Raw genomic sequence first — 2,517 nt, 5'->3', positions numbered from 1 at the left:
AAGGCTGAAATACTGCCGGATGTGCCAGTTTGTTGCTCGCTTTTGAACTCTGAGACATTCAAGGCTACTTATGAAATCAGCTGTCGGCATAAAATGCGCTCAAAATAACGTCTATCGCAATTGCCTCGGCATTATCCTGTTTGCACGCACCTGTGTGATATAATATTCAGGCACTATTTTCCGAAGGGATGTTCACGAATTGATTCAAGACGTTGTAGCAAGAGCGATAAATAAGATACTCTCCACCAAGGAGGTCGCTTTCAATATTCCTCCCAAGCGTGAGTTTGGAGACTTCTCCACAGCCGTTTGTCTGGCACAGGCCAAAATACAAAAACGCGCTCCAATGCAGATTGCGCAGGATGTGAAGGCACAGCTCGAACAGTTAAAGCTGCCATTTGTCAGCGAAATTCTTGTTACTCCTCCGGGATATCTCAACTTCAAAATCGACCAGCCGGAGTACGTCAAGTCCATCATAGGCAAAGTCGCCAAGGAAGGCGAAAGATACGGCTGCTCGAATGTCGGGCGCATGCGCAAAATTCTGATTGAGCACACTAATGTGAACCCAAACAAAGCCATGCACATCGGGCACCTGCGCAACGCCATCATAGGCGACAGCGTCGTCCGAATCTTGAGAAAACTCAACTACAATGTCGAGGCGTGCAATTATATAGACGATACTGGCGTGCAAGTTGCGGATGTGGTCGTGGCGATGCTATATATGGACGAGCCGAAATATCAGGGCGGCAGTGATCTGAGCGCTATCTGGGCTAAGTGGGACAAGTCGAAGTCGTTCGATTACTGGTGCTGGGACGTATATTCCCACGTAGCTCAGGCATATGAGAATGACGAAGCGCTCAAAGCCAAACGCGCTGAGGTCCTGCATGCGGTCGAAAGCCAGAACAGCGCTCTCGCAAAGTTTGCAAAAGAGGTTGCCACGAAGATTGTCGAGGCGCACCTTGCGACCGTGAGCCGTCTGAATGTTTATTATAATCTGCTGAACTGGGAATCGGATATATTTTTGCGAGGGTTCTGGAAGAAGGCATTTGCGCTGCTCAAATCATCCGGCGCGATAGTCCACGAAACCGAAGGACCCAACGCAGGATGCTGGATCGTCAAATTCGGGCGAGGAGTGTTTCAGACCGAAAGCGGCCTAAAGAGTGAAGACAAGGTGCTCGTCCGCTCCAATGGAACCGTCACATATACAGGCAAGGATATAGCTTACCAGATGTGGAAGTTCGGCGTGCTGGGACGCGATTTTCAGTATAAGCTCTGGGGCATTCAGCCTAACGGCAGCGAACTCTGGACCACCTCGCCGGACGGTATGGACATGGACCGTTTCGGCAGAGCGGAGAAGGTCATAAACGTAATCGACGTCCGCCAGAGCTATCCGCAGCAGATCGTCTACAGTTGTCTGCGCAAACTCGGATATAAAAAGCAGGCGAGAAACTCGACTCATCTGGACTATGAGGTCGTGGTGCTGTCTAACGCAGCGGCGGCGGAACTGGGTATGGATGTAGATGCCGACAATCAGGGAACACAGGCGATGTCTGGGCGCAAAGGCCTCGGTGTAAAGGGCGACGACCTGATAAACACCATGGTCAAACGGCTCTCGGAGAAGGTCAATAAGGAAGAAAATGCTCATATTCTGGCGGCATCGGCGATCCGCTACTTCATGTCCAGAATATCCACAGGCAAGATTATAGTATTCGACTTCGATGAGGCTCTTCGCACTACGGGAGACACCGGCGTCTACTGCCAATACGCCCATGCCAGAGCCTGCAGCATTTTAGCCAGAGCCGTCCAGGCATACCCCGGCATATCCACACGTTTACAAAAAAGCCTGCTACTTCCGGACAAGATAACCGTGCCCGAAGAGAACCTGATAAAGAAGATAGACGAGTTCGGCTCCGTGCTCAAGAAGGCGGGCAAAGAACTCTCCCCTGCTCCGCTCGCTCACTACGCTTTCGAGCTTGCAACGGTCTTTACAGAGTTTTACGAGACACCCGACCCGGAGGTGGCTCAGCAGACCCCATTCATCAAGATTGAGGACCCGATCTTGCGCAGTTATCGCCTTACACTGGTGAACACTTTCCGCCAGACTATAGCAAACTGCCTGGATGCGCTGGGAATCGTTCCGCTGGAACATATATAGGTATAAGGCTCGACTTGGAGTCATTCCCTGCAGGGCCAACGCACGAGTTACAAAAACATGAACGCCTGATAGGTGACGATTTCCGAATCGTCACCTTAATGCCGAATTGGGGTCTCCGAACCCCGTAACCTTTGCTGGAATAGCCGGATTCGGAGATCCGGCACTGGTTCTTGGGTAAGGATTCGGAGATCCTTACCCATCATAGGCTCGACTTGAAGTCATTCCCTGTCCAAATTGTGTAACAGCTCACTCTTCGTGAGAATCTGAAAAAAGTTTGTGTATTCACTACAAGTGTGCAGGTACTTCGGCAGGCGCTGCCTAAGTAGTGTGCATGGAGAAACCGACTTACGAAGAACTGGTTGCTG

General features: G+C 50.9%; 1 protein-coding gene. It reads left to right on the top strand.

Translation table 11 applies throughout. The annotated features are described in order from the left end of the window. The first annotated feature begins 175 nt into the window (after positions 1 to 175). Complete coding sequence (locus tag ABFD83_13095; GenBank protein ID MEN6358007.1) at positions 176 to 2,152, top strand: arginine--tRNA ligase; 1,977 nt, start codon at positions 176 to 178, stop codon at positions 2,150 to 2,152. Positions 2,153 to 2,517 lie beyond the last annotated feature (365 nt).

It is taken from the genome of Armatimonadota bacterium, from assembly GCA_039679645.1.
Taxonomy (GTDB): Bacteria; Armatimonadota; UBA5829; order UBA5829; family UBA5829; genus UBA5829.
The sequence above is the reverse complement of the archived record's forward strand: the minus strand, read 5'-3'. Positions and strand labels throughout refer to the sequence as shown.